Origin of the sequence: Peptoniphilus equinus (assembly GCF_027921445.1) — a bacterium.
In the GTDB taxonomy this organism is placed as follows: domain Bacteria; phylum Bacillota; class Clostridia; order Tissierellales; family Peptoniphilaceae; genus Peptoniphilus; species Peptoniphilus equinus.
The window spans coordinates 973,884-991,223 of sequence record NZ_CP115667.1; the positions used below are offsets into that span (position 1 = coordinate 973,884).

Annotated in this window: 12 protein-coding genes; all 12 read right to left on the reverse strand. The window is 38.3% G+C overall.

Annotated features, from left to right (window positions below; translation table 11 throughout):
* Position 1 precedes the first annotated feature (1 nt).
* The 12 genes from O6R05_RS04725 to O6R05_RS04780 all read right to left on the reverse strand — a co-directional run bounded on the left by O6R05_RS04725 (position 2) and on the right by O6R05_RS04780 (position 17,291).
* The gene (locus tag O6R05_RS04725) at positions 2 to 730 is read right to left on the reverse strand and encodes a hypothetical protein (protein ID WP_271190849.1); all 729 of its coding nucleotides are present in this window, start codon (positions 728 to 730) and stop codon (positions 2 to 4) included.
* Positions 723 to 1,622, reverse strand: a complete 900-nt coding sequence (locus tag O6R05_RS04730) for a hypothetical protein (protein WP_271190850.1) — start codon at positions 1,620 to 1,622, stop codon at positions 723 to 725. The genes O6R05_RS04725 and O6R05_RS04730 overlap by 8 nt, the downstream gene beginning before the upstream one ends.
* On the reverse strand, positions 1,594 to 1,848 hold the full coding sequence (locus O6R05_RS04735; protein ID WP_271190851.1) for a hypothetical protein: 255 nt from the start codon (positions 1,846 to 1,848) through the stop codon (positions 1,594 to 1,596). The genes O6R05_RS04730 and O6R05_RS04735 overlap by 29 nt, the downstream gene beginning before the upstream one ends.
* A 12-nt stretch (positions 1,849 to 1,860) precedes the next feature.
* Positions 1,861 to 6,177: a CD1108 family mobile element protein gene (locus O6R05_RS04740; protein ID WP_271190852.1), complete on the reverse strand. Its 4,317-nt coding sequence runs from the start codon at positions 6,175 to 6,177 to the stop codon at positions 1,861 to 1,863.
* A 22-nt stretch (positions 6,178 to 6,199) separates the two neighbouring features.
* Entirely contained in the window at positions 6,200 to 8,677 is a 2,478-nt protein-coding gene (locus O6R05_RS04745; RefSeq protein ID WP_271190853.1) for a VirB4-like conjugal transfer ATPase, CD1110 family, read from the reverse strand.
* Position 8,678: 1 nt separating this feature from the next.
* The gene (locus O6R05_RS04750; RefSeq protein ID WP_271190854.1) at positions 8,679 to 9,047 is read right to left on the reverse strand and encodes a PrgI family protein; all 369 of its coding nucleotides are present in this window, start codon (positions 9,045 to 9,047) and stop codon (positions 8,679 to 8,681) included.
* Between the two features lie 9 nt (positions 9,048 to 9,056).
* Positions 9,057 to 9,896, reverse strand: a complete 840-nt coding sequence (locus O6R05_RS04755) for a VirB6/TrbL-like conjugal transfer protein, CD1112 family (RefSeq protein WP_271190855.1) — start codon at positions 9,894 to 9,896, stop codon at positions 9,057 to 9,059.
* 85 nt (positions 9,897 to 9,981) lie between these two features.
* Positions 9,982 to 10,197, reverse strand: a complete 216-nt coding sequence (locus tag O6R05_RS04760) for a Maff2 family mobile element protein (RefSeq protein ID WP_271190856.1) — start codon at positions 10,195 to 10,197, stop codon at positions 9,982 to 9,984.
* 66 nt (positions 10,198 to 10,263) lie between these two features.
* Entirely contained in the window at positions 10,264 to 13,776 is a 3,513-nt protein-coding gene (locus tag O6R05_RS04765; RefSeq protein ID WP_271190857.1) for a Rib/alpha-like domain-containing protein, read from the reverse strand.
* A 41-nt stretch (positions 13,777 to 13,817) separates the two neighbouring features.
* Positions 13,818 to 15,737 (reverse strand): VirD4-like conjugal transfer protein, CD1115 family, encoded by a 1,920-nt coding sequence (locus O6R05_RS04770; RefSeq protein WP_271190858.1) that lies wholly within the window; start codon positions 15,735 to 15,737, stop codon positions 13,818 to 13,820.
* Positions 15,734 to 16,333, reverse strand: coding sequence for a hypothetical protein (locus O6R05_RS04775; protein WP_271192315.1), 600 nt, complete (start codon positions 16,331 to 16,333; stop codon positions 15,734 to 15,736). The genes O6R05_RS04770 and O6R05_RS04775 overlap by 4 nt, the downstream gene beginning before the upstream one ends.
* A complete protein-coding gene (locus O6R05_RS04780) occupies positions 16,284 to 17,291 on the reverse strand; it encodes a replication initiator protein A (protein WP_271190859.1) in 1,008 nt (335 codons plus the stop codon). The genes O6R05_RS04775 and O6R05_RS04780 overlap by 50 nt, the downstream gene beginning before the upstream one ends.
* Between the last annotated feature and the right edge of the window lie 49 nt (positions 17,292 to 17,340).

The window sequence follows — 17,340 nt, forward strand, 5'->3', positions numbered from 1 at the left end:
TTCATTCCTCATCATCATAGTCATAGTCGTCGCTATGAGTAGCGGAAAATTTTTTCTTCAAAATCAAGATCACTACCACACCAATCACGCCAATAGTTACCGGCACGGCAATGGACAAAAAATCCAAACGGCTTGATTCTTGCTTCTTTTCTTCAAACCTCTTCTCTTCAAGCCTTCGCTTTTCAGCTTCCAGCTCTTGTTTGATCTTTGCCTGTTGTCGCTCCAAAGCCTCTTGTTCAGCGGTAATATTTCTTGTAAGCGAAGATAATTCTTGTTCATTCGTTTCATCTAAAAGAATGACATTGCCTTGGGATTTGCGGTGGTCGATGAGAATATGAAGGTTATTACCTGCATCGGTTGGAAAACTGTACAATTCCAAATTGTCCCCGGATCGATAGTCGTTACCATCCGCTTTTTTGTTCTCAACAATCGTGCCACGAGATTGGTAAAGTTGATCCTTTTTTTTAGGATCTAGAGTGAAAGACTGATTAGGCTGAGACATGTCAGGTGCCGTGGCAGGTTTACCGTCACTCACCATACTATCAGGCAGTGAATTGACTAAGACTTCAGTTTCTTCCATGCCCTGTATAGCCTCACTATTCGTTACATGATCTGCTTCGATGGCATTAATAGTATCTGTGGTATCATCATTGGTTGCAAAAGTACGCCCCGGAAGAAAACCCAGTAACAAAGTTACTGCCATAATCATTTGCAATGCTCTATTATTCATAGTCATTTCCCTCCTCGTCGCTATCCATCAAAAACTCTGAATCCGCTTCAAGCCTCGTCAAATCGATTTCAGTGTCATCAAAGTCATCATATACTTCATGATTCTCCTCATCCTCAATAATCTCATCATCGCCGTCTTCAATGTCATCAGCTTCGTCGTAACCATCATCATCTTCTTCATACGCTTCCTGATTCTGTTTTTGGTCTTTAAACTTTTTAAACCCTATAACCCCTGCAACCACAATAAAAATAAAGATATACGTGCCTATATTGCTACTCCCTTTTTTATCTTGGAGATCTTTATTTTTTAAAGCTTCAAGCTGTTTTTTCTGCGCATCCAACTGCTTTTTTTGTGCTTCTAGAGAAGCTTTTTCCTTTTCGGCATCAGTATTGTCTTTGGATAGGGATTGAATACGTTCATCAGACATTTCTGAATAAAGATTGGTTGTCGTTTCGCCGTTTGCAGAACGATTGATGACCAGATAATACAACCGCCCATTATTCGCTGTAAAAGTAATATATTGCTTTTCTTCTTTAGCAATATTGCTGGACTCATTCGGACTCGGTGTAGTTGGTAGCGTTATTGGCGATTGTGCCTCTGAAATCGGCTGAGATGGTTCCGTCACAGTTTCCTTTTTTACAGTCGGTGTTTGAGTCGTCACTTTTTTTGTCGGCGCTTTTTTAGAGGTTACTTTCTCTGGGGTCGTTTTAGGTTCTGGAGTATCTTTAGCATTTTTTTCGGGTTTGAGTAATTCCACAACACGTTGATTGCGTTCAGTATTATCATCCACCTTAATTTTATTGATAATGTTATCTTGTGCGTGCACAAATCTCGGTGTCAAAATAATTAACGCCAACACTAAATTAATCAGGCATTTCTTCGTGTGCTTCAAGGTCCGCCTCCATTCGCTGTAGTTCTTGCTCATCTTTACGACTTTTTACAATATTGAAAAATTCATCAGTGGTAATATTTTCTTTAGTACAAAATTCTACCACCTCATTCCCAATATCTGTAAGCACTTTGTTCCACGCCTCTTCAGCTTCTTGTACAATTTTGTCTCGTCGTTTGATGAGCTTATAATATTTGCCAAGTCGTTTATCTACTACTTTCTCTTCCATAATCCCTCCTAGTTAGTTGATACGCCCAAAGCCGACAAATTTTCCTTGCCAGTAGCTTGAATCTATGGACGTAATATTTACAGGATTTCCTGCATGAATCATCTTGCCATTGCCCATGTATATGCCTACATGTGTCACAGATCCCCATGGATGTGAAGCATCTTTAAATGTATGTTTGAAAAACACTAAATCGCCGGGTTTTGCTTCTTGTGCTGAAATTTTCTGCGACATATCGTAAAGTCCGTGAGAACCAGTATTTATCTTACGTCCGCCCCATCCGCTGTTGTTATAAACCCAACAGACAAAACCGGAACAGTCAATACCGCCTTTGGTGATGTTCTTTGCGCCATAGACATATGGCGTGCCTAACCACTTTTGCGCCTCGTTCAATATAGCTTGTCCTTTGACAGATATATTAGGCTCCGGTTGATAATTGTCCGGCAACATCGCTACCCTGACCATACGCCGTCCCCACTGATTCGCTTCTTCCGTGGAATCCATCAATAGATCCAACCGTCGTCCTTTGATAGCTCCGCCGGTATCTTCCGCACGTCCTACACCATAACCTTCCACCCAAATTTTAGAACCCAACGGAATCACATTAGGATCTACGGCAATGACACCACGTTGCAACGGTGTTCCCATGGCTGTTATGGTATATCCGCCATTTTCGCTAGGGTTTGAAGTATAGGCTGTGGCCTCAAATAAATCATTAATAGGCGTTGCCTCTTGCGGCATCTCTCCACCTTGACCCCAAGCCGTTGCGAAATCATACGAACCCAACTCGGGATTGGTAAAACTATTACTGCCGAGCCGTGACTCAGAATACAAATGAAAATACGGATTGATTAACTCGCCATTTTCATCACGGATTTCAATTTTTAATACATCACTACTTAAGCCAAGTTCCTCTCCGACTTTAACATGTCCGGCTTTTGATGTGTTGACACCTATATAGGTGATAGTCCAATTCGTTTCATCGGTGATGGTCGCCGAGTTGCCGGAAGATGTTATCTCCCCGTCACTTACAGCATATACTTTGCTTCCACCTTGCAAATCGAGGGTATTTTGTGTCTCGACTTGCCGCGTTTCAGGATTGTAGACATAACCGAACATTTTTTTAATCTTTGGTTTCCAATCGTCATTACCGAATGGCGATTCATAAAACATGAAGTTGCCTTTGCTTTCCATGTAGATATCAAATCGTTCAATCGCTTCAGCTTGCGTTTCTTCAATCACATCCGGTTCAGATGATCCTTCCGGATTGCTTGGCGTCACACTTTCACCACTTACAGGTGCTTTCTCCGTACCTTTTAAATAGGGTAGCGGATCGGTGGTTTTCCCATTAATTCGCACTTCAAAATGCAAGTGAGGTCCTGTGGATTGCCCTGTTGAGCCTACACCGCCTATATAATCACCCGGCGCCACAATTTGCCCTACCTTAACGTTTAATGATGATAAATGTGCATAACGTGTTTGAACGCCATTCCCATGGTCAATATATATTGCATTGCCATAGGTACCTGTCCATTTAGCGTTTACAATTGTGCCTCCCATAACTGCATAAACCGGCGTACCTGAAGGCTCTGCTAGATCAATTCCTTCATGGAATTTTCTTGTTCCTAAAATGGGATGCACGCGGTAACCATAATTCGATGATACGCGGTAGTTGGATTTACCTAAAGGATTCACAAATCCGCCAAATGCTTCAATTTGTTCCGGACTTAATGCTGTACCTCCACTGATTCCACTGCCACCAAGACGATTTTTTAGCACGGTTTCAAGGTCATTCACAAAGAGTGTTGCTTCAAGAATTCGCACCTGATAAGGTTGGTTAACTATTTGGCCACGCACTCGAACACGACGATATCGTGTTTCAGTTTTTTTGGTAACTTGATATTGATAGTGCCATTTAAATATCTCTCGAAGTTCTCCTTCAACGTCTTCAGTTTTGAAATCACCATATTTCACGGTAAGATACGCGATGAGCAAATGCGGATCGTGACCAATTTGCCCTTTAGTGACGCGATATTCATCGTATCCGGGATAGACACTCTCTATATTTTCTTGTTCATACGCCAGATCAGCTTCAAGTTTGCTATAAAACTTATCTGCTTTGGTCACATCCTGAAACGATGCCACATACGACGTTGAAGCAATATACCCTGCAAGCGACGTAAAAGTTGCCGTACACGAGACAAATAAAAACACCATTAAGCAAATCAATATCACCATAATGACTACAATTTTCCCTACTGAAGACTCTTGTAACGGGATTGGCGTTACAAAGCGCTTAAATCGCTCAAAAAGCGTACTTTTAATATCATTTCCTACACCTTTTTTGTGCCGCGCTAAAGCTTTATTCTTCTGTTTTTGGTAAAATTTGTTCAGTGATTTAGCTTTTCTCGTAGATTGTTTCGCTTGTTGAATGCGGTGAATAGGCTTAATAGCCGTATCAACACCAATATTTCTATCTGCATTCAAATTGTCAATGGTATTAACAACTCGCTCTCTAAGCCGCGTCGGATTTCGTTGTAAAATCCGCTTACGCTCTAGGCGAAAAGATTTATTGCGCTCATAATTGTGTTTAATCTTGCCGATAAAACTTTGTTTGTCTGTTTTATAGGTTCCTTTTGGTGCACCACCTGAAAATTTAATTTTCGATGCATTGTCTTGTGCTTTAGCTTCTTTTTGAGCCTCTTTAAGAGCTCGTAACTCTTTATGAATTTTCCTCTTCTGCCGTATTTTACGAATGGCTTTTGTTGTATTTTTGCCGGTCTTGGCCGTTGTCTCAACACCTACATTCTCATCGCCATTGAGACGCTCTAGTGTTTCAAATTTTCGTTGCACCCCATACAATAACTGATCTGTAGGCAATCGGATACCACGTTTGTTTTTACTACTCTTGTTCTGCTCCTGAAGTTTGTCTGAAAACTCATGATCTTTGTTGAACTGTTGAGCCTGTTTATTTTTTAAGTTTGACTCTTTTTTTACTACCAGAGATGAATTGTCTGACTCTGTCTTGAATTTCTGTTGGTTTTTATCTAGTTCAAAGGCTTCTTGAATACTAGAATCATAAGGGTGAAAATCGGACGTATCAATAACGCCATCACTATCAGAATCACGATTATAGTAGCGTTGTCGCCGTTCATAATCATCATGTAGCTCATCACTATGTCGATGGTCACGGATCATGCGCCTTTGAATTTTCTTACTTCGTTTTGCCTTAACCGCTGATTGATCTCTTAAAAATAAAAATGAGCTGTCTTTACCTTGTTTTAAGATCCCCTTCGATTTTTTAAATCGTTTAGTTCGATCTTTAAGGTTAACAACTCGATTTTCTATCTTTGCTGTGCCTGCCAAGGATGTTACTTCTTGAGTAATATCCCACGTTTTAAAATTATTGTTGCGCCATACATTGTTGGTTTCTGTCGAAAGAATCTTATCATAGAAACCGAGAGACTGCTGATCAAGCTGTTGGCGTTTTTTTTCTGCTTCTTCTTTTTGTCGGTCATACGACGACTGAAGGTTCTCAAGTTCAGCTTGCTCTTTTTCTGCCTTCACCTCGGCATCGTGATACTTTTTTGCCTGTTTATGCCTGTATTTTTCTTTTTGTGAATTTCGTTTCTGTGATTGTTCACCCCTTCGTGCGTCAGTATAACTAGTATCCTTAGCTTGCTTTATAGTCGCTTTAGTCTGTTTATAACGATCCGATCTATCTTTAAGATTAACGACGCGTGCTTCTGATGTGAAACTGTTCGCATCCTGAGGGAGCGTATCATTAGAATGCTGTTTTAAAGATGAAATGTTTGTGTCCTCATCGCGTGTCAGTCCATAGTAAGTGGGTCGCATCGGCGTAGAGGTATAGACTTGAGATCCATAATCAGATGTTTCTTGTCTGCGAAGTTCGTCTTCTTTGCGTCTCGCTTCCTCCTGTTGGCGTTCATAAGCGGTTTTATTCTCTTCCGCTTTTTTATTTTCCTCTTTCCTTAAATCTTCAGCGTACTTTCTTTGACGTTCACCATGTTCACCACGTTGTAACTCATGAGCTTCTTGAATACTAGAATCATAAGGGTGAAAATCGGACGTATCAATAACGCCATCACTATCAGAATCTCTGTTATAATACTGCCGGCGAACCTCATACTCTTTTTTAGACCATTCATTCTTATCTAGGTAAGCTTGGGAGTTTGCTTCCTGTTGTTTTTTTGAAAAATTATCCTCTCTCCCATTATGATGTGTATACTGATAATCATGCTTATTTTTCTCCATAGTCGCCTTATCGACCTTGGCGTGGTTGGTGTTCTTGTTGTGGTAGGACTGTTTCAATATTTCACCCCCTTACAACAATTTATAATGATGTATTTTGCTTTATGGCATCTCTTCGTCTGATCTCTTCAGGCTTAGTTGTCATTAGATTGTAAAGCTTCGTGTCTTTTGGAAATTTATCAATAAATGGAACAATAACATTCCCAAAATACAAAAGACCTTCGCCTTCCCCAGAGTTTGTCACATAAGAAAGTTGGTCTTTGGAAATATTTAACCGCTTAGCTAGAATATCTCTGTCGTCTGAAGCCTGATTTAACATGTACACAAAATCTGAATTTTCCATAATGTTAGTAATTTCTTTCGACAATAAAAGATCTTTAACATTTTGCGTAAGTCCTGTAGGAATTCCACCCCATTTCCTAAAACGCTTCCAAATTTCAACGAAATATTCGGCCGTTTGTTTTTCTTTGAGCAGAAGGTGACACTCATCGATATAAAATCTTGTCTTTTTCGACTGGTTTCTGTTCATGGATACACGATTCCATACCTGATCCTGAATAATTAGCATGCCTAATTTTTTTAATTGATTGCCTAATTCTTTGATGTCATAACAAACAATTCTGTTATTAATATCAACGTTGGTCGGGTTATTAAATACTTTTAGGGAACCTGTAACATAAATTTCTAATGCTGTCGCAATACGATGCGCTTCCTGTTCGTCTTGATTCAGTAATTCGTTGTACAAATCTTGCAAAATAGGAATATTTTCCGGGATAGGATTTTGAATATACCGTTGGTAAATAGCCCGGGTACAGCGGTCGATGATGGTAAGTTCCACTGGCTGTAGGCCTTGAGTTCCACCCACGACAAGCTCTAAGAGCGATATGACGAATTGAGCTTTGAGCATAATAGGATCATCACCATCAGCATAGTTTAGATTGATATCTAAAGGATTGATGTGATCTTTAGACGTTGGAGATACTTTGACTACCTGACCATTTAACGTTTTGACTAGAGGATAATACTCAGCTTCCGGATCGCAAATAATAATGTCGTCATTTGTAATTAAAAATGCATTCGTCATTTCACGTTTTGCGCTAAAAGATTTCCCGGAGCCGGGGGTCCCTAGAATTAATCCATTAGGATTCTTTAATTTGTTTCTATCTATCATAATCATATTATTACTGATAGCATTCAAACCATAATATAATCCTCCCGGATCAAACAGTTCTTGTGTTGTAAATGGAACATTGATCGCAACGCATGATGTAGTCAACCCTCTGTCTAGATCCACCTGATTTAATGCCAACGGCAAAGATGATACAAAGCCTTGTTCCTGTTGATAATCCATACGACGCATAGAACAGTTATATTTTTGGATAATCCCTGAAATTTGGAATGCAATATTCTCAAGTTTTTGCCGCTTGGATGCAAAGTTAGTTATTTGAAATGAAACAATAAAAAATCGTTCATTCCGTCCCTGTAATTCATTCAGTAACGTCTTTGCTTCTTCTCCAAAATTTGCAAGGTCAGAAGGAATGATATCCATATCATAACCGCTTCGTACAGCCTTTTTTTGTTCTTCAATTTTCATTTTGTCCAAGTCTGTAAGTTTTCGCTTAACATTCTTAATAGCTTCCCTTTGATCCATGGACTTAATATGAAACGATACAATAATATCGTCTTCAATATCTAAAATTTCCGCGAGCATACTGTCTGAAAGTTCCGGAGATACTAAAAGCAAAAAAGAAACAGCGCCGTAGGTGCTACCCATCTTAAAATACTTAGAATTTTTAAAATTGAAAGAGGTCGGAGCAATGAAATCTTTAGTGGTCATACCACCTTTTTTGACCATATCCCAGTCAAAAACAGTTTTCTCTTTTGTATCCATATGTGTAATGGAATGAATGAGGTTTAAACGTTCTGACCCACTTAACGAACGAGCACGTACGCCAAGTATCTTAAAATTGTTTAAAATATCACTTTCTATGCGTTCCAGTCGTGGGATAGCCACCTTGAGCGAATCCGCTTCAATTCCAAAGGTAATATACTTATTCTTAATCAGACCATTATTCCCTTTGGCCAACTGATTTTTAAGCATCCCGGAATATTCCTGCCGAATATCTTCAAAATCATCATGACGTGACTCAATGTTGATGCTGTCAATCATTGTATCGGCATATCCTGTCTGATTTAAAAATGTAAACTGAAAATTTATAGACGGATCAAAATAATTTAAAAATTCGCAGTAGGATTCAAAAATGCGTCGTTGATCTTCTTGTTGCGCTAGACGATAGTTAATATCTTCAAATTTAACTGTCTTAGTGAAGTATCGGTCTGTCACCTGACAAATACCATCCTTAAACATATTTTGATACGGTATGGTATCTTGCGCCGTATGAATATCATTGTTTTCTTTTTTTAGAAAATTTAGAAAACCTAATCTTTTCTTGTTAGGACGATATGTCGCAGAATTTTTAGTAAATTCCTTCTTCATCTTCTTAGATCTATTAATGACCTGACTCAACTTTTTTTGTTGCTTCTTTTGAATTTGATTCACGTTATTTTTTCACCTTCTTTCGTTTATTGGACGCTATAGGATACTGAATGTTGTCTATAACGTGATAAAGATTGACGGACTTATATCGCCGAATATGCGGTCGCAAATATTTTTGGCGAATAATGATATACATATACTTTTCGAACGGCATGCCGTCCTTTTTAAACACTCCCATGATAAAAAATGGTGCTATAAGTATAAACATAAAGGTCGTCAATAGATTAATAGGTATGATCGGTTTAAAAGTCGTATAAAACGCAAAACCTAAAATACCTCCAACACCAAAACATATAATTTGTCGCTTCGTTAAATTAAAAGCCACTTTAGACTCAAACTTGGATAAATCTCGAGGTACTTGTACATATGCCATAAAATCCTCCTAAGCTCCGACGATTGAGCGCGCAACACTCTTTGTTCTGAGCATAACCATAACGAGTAAAAGACCATAACCTATAATTTTAGCCATAACTAAAAATATATTTTCACCGCCCATATCAATGTTTTGAACTAATATGGAATAAAATGCTATAGCCATAATCAAAAAAAGGCCTTGTAAGCCTAATGCAATAACCTGTTTAATGTAGCTGTCTCCGACGTTGGAATAACGATGATTCGTCATTGTTGCAAGCGGTAAGGATGCTACTGCAATGGTAAAATATATTTCCACCATACGCCCTACCGCGATAACCCATACCAGAATTCCGATACCTTGGAAAATAAAAGATGCCATTGAGATAAACCCTGACAAAATAGCCAAAGAAAACCAACTTTTATCTTTTAAACTTTCTTTTAACGTATCTGCATAGGCGACAGTATCAATTGTAGCGTCGCTAATGTTCGTGACACCTGCTATCATATTTTGACATATTTTGAATATGGCCATAACAATATCAAAACTGTTCGTTACAAACCAAATTGAAACGTAGGTTACAATGATCCATTTAAAAAATACGAACGTATCGATATCATGCAGATTATTTCGCTCCATGACCAGATTCATCAATGAATAAATAGCGATAAAGGTGATGACAATAACCGCAATGGGCACGACGATATCAGTATTAATATTCTTCGCCATGTTAAAAATTTCATTGTTGTATCCGTCCGGTGTCTGACTGACTATATCACCAACTTGGCCGATCTCGTGATTAATCGTATCTGCCATGTGTGAGACGCTTTCCGTAATGTTGTTAATAGCCCAATTAGACATGGGTTGCATAATTTTATCCAGTAAATTAATAAAACCACCCCACCTTAAAAATCAAAAAGGAGAGGAGTATAGCCCTCTCCTTCTTAATTTGTTGTTATTGAAAAACATTGCTCAGTAGCGGAATGAGATTTTGTGCGATAAGTACAACCCCTCCGCCGGCCATTAATTGCTTGATCCCTTGAGATTTAGCGCCCGGATTATCGTTACCATAACCTTCTAACAGGTTGATAACACCCCACGCACCCAATCCTGCTCCAAGAGCTGTGACAAGGATTTTTAACTGATCAACTGCACTGGTAAAAAATTCCATAAGTTCTCCTCCTTAATTTTTATTAAAAAAGGAGTAGCTTGAGCTACTCCTTCTCTAGGCATTTTTTTATCTAGCAATATAAATTGTTGCTGTATTATCACTGCTATTCCATTCAATATCATCGTCACGTCTGTCAGATACATCGCCATTGCTGATATTGAAGATACGGGATATATTGGTGAGGGATACAAAGATCCGGTCATTGTTCATAACAATTGGTGCATCCATTTGAATATACCGTCCATTAACTGTGATAGTGTTTGGATGGTCAATTTGAATTGTCGCAGTGAGATTATTTTTGGTAAAAGTTGCCGTTCTTGTGCTATCATTCCATGTTACATCAGCCCCCAAGGTGTAGGCCACGTAGCGAAGCGGTAACATGGTTCTGTTGTTTTGAATGAACGGTCTAACGTCCATTTGATAAATTAACGTGTCTTTGTTTGTTGCTTCGGCGTATTTCGGAGAATCAATCATAAAGACGTATTTCAATGATGTGTAATCTTTATCATGACTGATAGTTTCCTTAGTCAGTAAATCCCCTTTAAGCAAATTCCGAACACGTTCAATAAAATCACTCAAAGACTTATCACCGGATGCTAACATTTTATTAATGTCACTCGTTTTATCCAACGCAGTGTTAGGATAATTTTTGTCCAGACGCTTCATAAGATCTTTAAGCTTGTCTGTTGCTTTGTCGACTTCTTTCTGAGTACTATCTTTAGCATCATAAACTTGTTTAGCGTCTTTAATCGCATCGTTCATATTTCGACTATCTCTGTCACTTAATTTGTCCAGATCAATTTTTTCAGCATCTCGGATAGCATCTTTTAATTTATCTTTATCGACCTCAGCCTTAGCATTGTCTTTTGCTTCCTCCAAAGCGTCTTCTAGGTCTCGAATAGCATCACGGTAATCGCCACGATCGGCATTAGGATCTGTCAGTGTGTCATTACCATTGTCGATAGCGTCTTCTATGGTACGCTTATCATCTTTGGTGATGTCTTTATTTCGTTTGACTTCACGCTCGGCCTCGTCGATTAGATCTGCAAGTTTGTCTTTTAGACCTTGATTAGGATCTTCTTGCGGTGTATCCGTTTCAGCTTCTTCTCGGGCCTTAGTAGCTTCATCGAGTTGTTTTTGCAGTTCTTCGATTTTTGCGAGGATTTCGTCAATCTTAGCGTCATCTTCAGATTGTGCTTGTTCTTTAAGCAATTCAATTTCTCTTTCAAGCTCTGCAATTCGCTCTGCCTTAGCTTGATTGTCATCTTCAGCAGATTTCAATTGTTCTTCTAGATCAGCAATTTCATTTTCCAACGCTTCTTTTTCGTAGAGCGCATCTTGAAGTTGATCTTCAAGCTTGAAAATTTGATTTTCTAAATTATCAATTTCATCTTGTTTCATCGCATTTTCTACTTCAAGCTCTTCAATTCTCGCTTGGAGTTCAGCAATAATTTCTTCATTATCGCCACCGCTTGCTTCAAGCTCTTTGATTCTCTCATTTAGATCATCAATTTCATCTTCTAATGATTGCTTTTCAATTTCCAAAGCATCACGGATTTCTTTATACTGATTAATTTCGTCCTCTAGCTCTGCAATTTGGTCTTCTAGGGACTTAATTTTATCTTGAAGACTTTTAATCATGTCTTGAAGTTCTTGTTTTTCAAAATCGGTACTAGTCTTTAAATCCTCCAACTCTTTTTCTTTTTCTTCAATTTGTTTTTCCAACGCTTCTTTTTCTGCATTTGCAGTGTTATAAGCATCTTCTAAGTCTTTTTGAAGGTCATTAATTTGTTTTTTAAGTTCAGCGATTTGTTCTTCAAGATCGTCGGTATTTTCTAAAACAATCACCGGGACATTGACGACTCTCGAAGATCCATCACTGAAAATAACTTTCACTTTTGCAAGATATTGACCTGCTTTCGAGGTATCTATTGTCCCGACCTCTTCGAAAGCTTTAGCGTTCTCCGCCACGATATTATCTGTGACGTTATAATTTTCACCTTTAGCTACTACTTCTTCTTTGATTGTGTCGATGATGTTTTCAATTGGTACAATTTCCTCCATTGCTGTCCAGTCTGTCACGTTAACGGTCACATTGATATCTTTAGTGGAAGTATCGGAAAAAGTGATGGTTACCACGCCTGTCTTTTCGCCTGGCGTCTCAGTATCTACAGTAGTCTTAACCTCAGCCTGTGCATCTTCCGGCACATTAGTGATGGCCTTAATAATATCTACACCGTCGCCCTTTCGGACACTGATTGGTGTCAATTGTGGCGTAAAGGTGTCGGCTTCAAGATTAATAACGGATACAGGTACCGTAACAATAATACTTGAACCGTTTTCATAAGTGATTTTAACTGTGCCCGTGGTCTCTTGCGATTTAGACGTGTCAATTGATGGTGATGTTACGTCGTTGACTTGAGCAGTTTCCGGCAAATTCTTAATATTATCGGTAAGATCAATAGTTCCGCCAACCTTAATTTCTTCTTTCACAATATCTTTTTCGTCAATAGGTTGGATCGGTACAATTTCCTCCATTGCTGTCCAGTCTGTCACGGTAATGGTCACATTGATATCTTTCGTGGATGTGTCGGCAAATGTGATGGTTACCACGCCTGTCTTTTCACCCGGCGTCTCGGTATCTACAGCAGTCTTAACCTCAGCCTGTGCATCTTCCGGCACATTAGTGATGGCCTTAACAATATCTACACTGTCGCCCTTTCGGACACTGATTGGTGTCAACTGTGGCGTAAAGGTGTCGGCTTGATTTTGTATAACTTCGCTTCCAGCATATTCATACCAAAAACCATCTTGTTCTCCTGATTGTGGATAGGCGGATGCATTTGAAGACGTGACATCTTCCACAAAATCACCTTTTGATTTTTCGACAACGTTATAAGGCGCCGCTTCTTTTTTTGAAACTATTTTTATATAATATCGAACGGTATCATTAGGAGAAATTGATCCTGTAGGACCTGGATCTATAAAAGGACCGCGATAAGGCACATCTTTTAGTTTGGTAGGTCCCATGTCAACAACGGTTATATTGGAAATATAATCCATGACTATTTCATCTTCCGGTGTCGATGCTCTATCATCAAAACCATCAGCGAGTACCATATTATCTAAATTCGCAGATCTGAGGCCTGACCAATAATCTTGGGGAATAACAAACCCTCCATAAGTATCTGCGCTTGAAAGAATAGTTTTATTGTTTAAGGCTTCCTCTAATTTTGGTTCGTATAAATCTGCCTTATTTACATGGAATTTTCCTGTATTCTCATCAAAAGTATATTTTTTAGTCGATGCGATGTATGCCTCAGGAGTATTGGTATAAACCATTTCGTTTTCAACATATTTCTTCCCAAATTCTACCGGGAAAGTTACTTCTCGATATTTTTGTACAGTTTTTTGATTAACCTTAAACTTGCGCCACTTATGCATGGTACTTGCCGCATAAACTTTATTGTCTATTTTTGAAAAATTGGCAATACTATTCCATGGCGTTCCGACTGATATAACTTGCGCTAAGGCTAAGGTAACAGCTGTCTTGCGAATAAAATTTTTCCTGTTCTCCATAATTTTCTCCTCTACATTTGTTTTTTACTGCCAAACATCCCCTACTGCATAGGGATGTTGTTCGCTTCACATACGTCTTCGATGGCATGTCGTGTATTAATCTGCCGTTGAAGACGCTGATGTTTACTGTGTATCATCATACTGTTCAGATATGATTTGATATCAAAAATATTTTTTTCATCTGCATCAGATAACATCGAATAACGCGGATGTTGCGTTATATCGTACTTATCGCTAAAAAATGGACGTACACCTCGTATTTGTAAAATACATTTGTTACCATCCATAACAGCTACTTCATCTTGACTCATTAACGACCGACCGGTTTTCTGATAGGACAATCCGCTTGACCGTTGGACGCCACGATTTTCACTCGTATTCAACAAATCAATAGTTTCTTTGCCCAGTGTTGCTTCCAGTTCTTTGGCTGTTTCCGTTTCTTTTCCCCCTAAAAATAATGTGATATCGCAATTACCTATGATCGTGCCGGCTTTATCCTTGTATATGTCTTTAAGTTGTGAATTCGCTTGTAAAATAATATTTGCAGAAATCCGTCTGGAACGAATAGTTGCAATGAGTTTTTCAAACTTAGGAATTTGGCCAATATTGGCAAATTCATCTAATAGACACCGTACATGCACAGGTAATTTACCGTTATACACATCATCTGCTCGCTCACACAGCAAATTAAATAACTGGGTATAAAGCATGGCGACAACAAAATTAAATGTGTCATCCGTATCGGAAACGATAATAAATAGAGCCGTCTTTCTATCGCCAATTTTATCCAGCTCTAAATCGTCATAAGACATAATGTCTCGCAATTCTTTGATGCAAAAAGGGGCAAGGCGCGCAGAACAACTAATAAGAATAGATTTTGCCGTCTTTCCCGCAGCTTTTTTATATCCCTCATATTGGCTGACAGCGAAACAATCCGGCTTTTCTTCCGCAAGTTCTGCAAACATCATATCCACAACGTTGAGATGATTTTCATCATCTTCTCTAGCATCTGCGTTTTCAAGCATATCCAATAAGGTATTAAAATTTCGGTCCTCTTCTTTGAGTTCAAAAACAATGTAGGCAATAAAGGCGTTATACAAAAGCTTTTCAGCTTTTGTCCAAAAATCATCACCTGAATGATTGCCCTCACCTTTGGTGTTTAACATCAATGTATCCACCAATTTTAAAATATCTTTTTCAGAATGCACATAAGCTAAGGGATTATAGTGCATGGATTTTTCAAAATTGATGGTATTAAAAACTTTGATTTTATACCGTTCTCGGACTTTTTTCTTCACAACACCTTTTTCTGTTTTAACGTCTTTTACAACGATTTTGCCTTTTTCAAGCATTTTGCCACACTCGACAAGCACGGTCCCTTTCGGATCTGTGACCACATAGCTGGAATGCATTTGCATTAGATTTGGTTTTACATACCCTCGAGTTTTACCTGACCCGGAACCGCCAACGATCAAGACGTTTTTATTCCGTCCATACTTTATTTTTTCCTGAGGCAGTCGCTCTTCCATGGTAATTTTTTCCGTTTTTGTGAGAAGAATATTGTCCTCATCATCGTTTTTGTTGACGTACGGTGCAATATCCTTTAGAGTAGACCACTTAGCGGATCCATATTCTTCACCTTTGCGAAATTTCTTGGAATTTGCTATTTTTTGATACACCAAGAATCCTACTGCCAACGTCGCAAGGAAGGCCTGCCACATTGTGCTGTAAATAGGAAATAAGACAATATCAAAAGTTAATACCATGGTGAAATTGGCCAGTGCTTGTGCAAATCCTAAAACACTGACTAGAAAGAAAAAACGATTCAAGACCAAGTAGATAAGAATATAGGGGAAAAATTGGATAAAGAGATTTTTCTTATCTACAGTGCGCAGTGTATAAAAAAAAGAGCTTTTTAAGCTCCTTAAATCTCGCACAATGCCATCAATGATTTTCGTCATCGCTCGGCCTCAAAATTTTTCTCTCGTTTATGCACTTTGTCTTTATCTTTCGACTGAGCCTCATAGGTTTTATTTAAATTATCTTCAGCTCGCTCTTTCTTTTTCCTGTACGGCTCGTAAGATGCACTTTTCTGGACATCTTTATCCGCAATATACTCTCGCACGGCCTTTAACATGGTTTCTTTGTCTCTGGCAAGAAAAACCACTTTATTTGTATCCTGATCAATATTTTCAATATGATACTGGATACCATACTTGTCCATGTGTTTTTTTAATAAAGCCTCATCGGATTTATCGAACACGTACTCATTGTTTTTAAATTTTGGTATGGATCCTTCTTGATATTGAAATTGACCGTCTTTGTATGATTGTGTAATCACATTGCCTTTTAAATCTTTGGCTTTGTCGGCTAAGTCTTTTAACCCGTAATACAAAGCTGTTCCTGATAGTTTTGCGCAGAACACAAACACGCGCAAGCCTGTCTTTGTGACACCCATGGCAAGATGATTAACCCCTTCCTGAATGCCCATATCTGTCGCCATACAATCACTTCCTCTTTCTGTTAAATTGCCCCGGTTCAGTCCGTCTAAAATCATAATTGACTTCTTGGTCATACTTGTTGGTTGTGGATAACGTCACGTCGTATAAAACTGATCGGATGTAGGCTGTAGTGTCATAAACCCTTTGCGGATTATCTTTGATACGTTTCATAGCTTCTTCGACCCGAGCACTGTTTAGCTTCCAAAATTGTGATTTGACAACTTCAATGTTTTTTTCCTGTCCTTTTATTTTGATCGTACAATTTGCCGAAGTAAGCGTATCAACAATGATACTAAAATATTCACCAACAACATCAGGGGGATAGATAGTGACTAAATCATCATAATTAATGAGATTCTTAATTTTTTTCAATTGGTTATTAAATTTAGATTCCTCATCATTCATTCCTTCATTCTTTGATTCAGAATCATTAGGAAAGAAAGAATGATTATTGATAACCTCAGTCTTGTTTATATTGTTATTGATAGGGGGAAGATTTTTCCCTTCTAGAGGGGAAATATTTACCTTTCTAGATGTGTAATTTTTTCCCTTCTTAGTATTTTCAACGGTTTGAGGACCTTTCAAAAGATCGTCATCTACATAGTTGTCTAAATCATCCTCTACCACTTGATCTTGATAATTTTCTAATAAAGTTAAAAGATAATCATCACTAGGTAGGAGAATGTAAATTCTATTTGGCTTTCCTTGACCCTGCTGTACAGATAAAAGAAGATTTTCTTTTTCTAAAATTTTCAAGTTATTTGTGATGGTCTTTGCTGACACCTGCATTTTGGATGCAAGGCTATCACGATTGAAATAACAATAAATGTTACCATTATCGTCAACCCATCGATTTCGTATACTTATCTCATAACGATCTAAAATATACATATAGGTTAACTTAGCAGTAGGTGCTAAGTTTAAATAGTCTAGCCACTTTGGAAACTTGTAAAAAGTATTTCGAATGTAATCGACTTCGTTGTACATTGTGTAAAAATTTGCAGTTTTATTCATCGCTTACCTCGTTTGCATTTTTCTCTATCCTGAATTCCAGTAGTCCAAT